The organism is Mycoplasma enhydrae (genome assembly GCF_017116825.1).
Lineage (GTDB): Bacteria > Bacillota_I > Bacilli_A > Mycoplasmatales > Metamycoplasmataceae > Metamycoplasma > Metamycoplasma enhydrae.
The window spans coordinates 1-1,782 of the sequence record NZ_JAFIRD010000016.1; the positions used below are offsets into that span (position 1 = coordinate 1).

The window sequence follows — 1,782 nt, forward strand, 5'->3', positions numbered from 1 at the left end:
TTAATGCTAAAAATACTCTTGAACAGGAAATAAAAAATGCTCAAGATTTATATGATAAAAATAAAGATGAACCTAAACTTAATGATGATAATAAAACCTTAAAAGATAAAATCGAAGCTGCTCAAGAAACCTTAAATAAAGCAGCTGAAGCAATTGAAAAAATTGAAAATAAAGAACAAGAAATTAAGACTAAAATTCTTGAAGCTACTACAGAACTAGATAAAGCTAATGAAGCTGCTAAAGAAGCCTTAAAAGGTGAAGATTTAGATAAACTTAAAGCAGCTCAAGATCCTTTAAATAAAGCAATTGAAAAAGCTAAAGAAGCTATTCAAAAAGCTAAAGATAACAATTTAGAAGATGAAGCTAAAGATTTAAAACAAAAACTACAAGAAGCTGAACAAACCAAACAAGCTCTAGATAATAAAGTAAAAGCTAAAGAAGCTGAGGATCTAGCAAGTAATAAGCAAAAAATAACTAATGCTATCCAAGGGTTAGATGAGGCTATAAACGTAGTAGATGAAGCTTTAAAAGCTGAACACAAACATAATTTAGCTAAAGCAGCTGATGCATTAAATAAAATAAATACTGCTTTAGAAGCAGCTAATAATACTAAAAATGAACTAGAACCTAAAAAGGATAATTTTAAAGCTGAATTTAAAGAACTAGAAAATAAAATCAAAATTGCTGAACAAAAACAAGCAGATATTTTAGCTCGTAAAAATCAAATTGATCAAGAAAGAAACGATGCTAAACAACAATTAAAAGATATTCAAAAATCTTTTGAAGAAAACTCAAATCATTATGATACTAACAAAGATAATTTAGCAGAAGTAGAAAAATCAATAGCAGCTTTTGAAAAAAATAAAACAGATATTGAAAAATTACTACAAAAACTTGATGACATTAGCTTTGATGATCCCAAAGTTGAAGCTGATGCATTAAAAACCAATATTATAAATAAACTAACTGAAGCGAGAAATCAAAAATCAGCACTAGAAACAGCTGCAGAACAAGAAAGACAAAGAATTGGTCAACTAAAACAAAACTTAAATACTGCCAAAGAAGCTTTAAAGCAATTAACTGAAACCTTAAATAAGGCAGTTGGTTTAGATGATAGACAAACTGCACTAGATGCTTTAGAATCGAAACTAGCCGAAGTTCAAAACTTAGATAGTATTTCAAATGATGATAAAACTAAAAATGCTAAAACTGAATATGATGCTTTCAAATCAGCTTATGATGATGCTAATAATTTAGTTGCAACTCAAAAACAACAAATTAAACAAGCTAAAGAAGAAATTGAAAACAAAGTTAAAGATCTAGAACAAAAAGCTAAAGAAGCCATTCAAAAAGCTGACACAGCTATTGCAGATAATAAAGCAACTGATTTACAAACTTCATTAACAGAATTAGGTGACTTAGAAACTAAACTAGATGATTTAGTTAAAGAGATTGAACCTAAAAAATACAAAGCTCAAACTGATAAAGCTAAAGATTTATTAAAAAATGTTAAATCTAAAAAAGATGAAGTTAACCAAAAACTAAATGCTGAAAATAATAGAATTAATAAAGTTAAAACTGAATTAGAAAAAGCTAAAAATGATTTAGCAGCTGCTAAACAAAAAGCAACTGATAATATTAATAATATTGATGAGCTTAAAAAAGCTATTGTTGCTTTAGAAGCCCAAAAAACTACTTCTCAAGGCAAATATGATGAACATAATATACCTATTAACCAAGCTGTTGGTGAACTTCAAACAGCTTTAGATAATCTAAAAGATG

Annotated in this window: 1 protein-coding gene; it reads left to right on the forward strand. The window is 27.7% G+C overall.

The genetic code is table 4. The annotated features are described in order from the left end of the window. A partial coding sequence (locus JXZ91_RS03010) for a coiled-coil domain-containing protein (protein WP_205851535.1) occupies positions 1-1,782 on the forward strand: 1,782 nt, incomplete at both ends.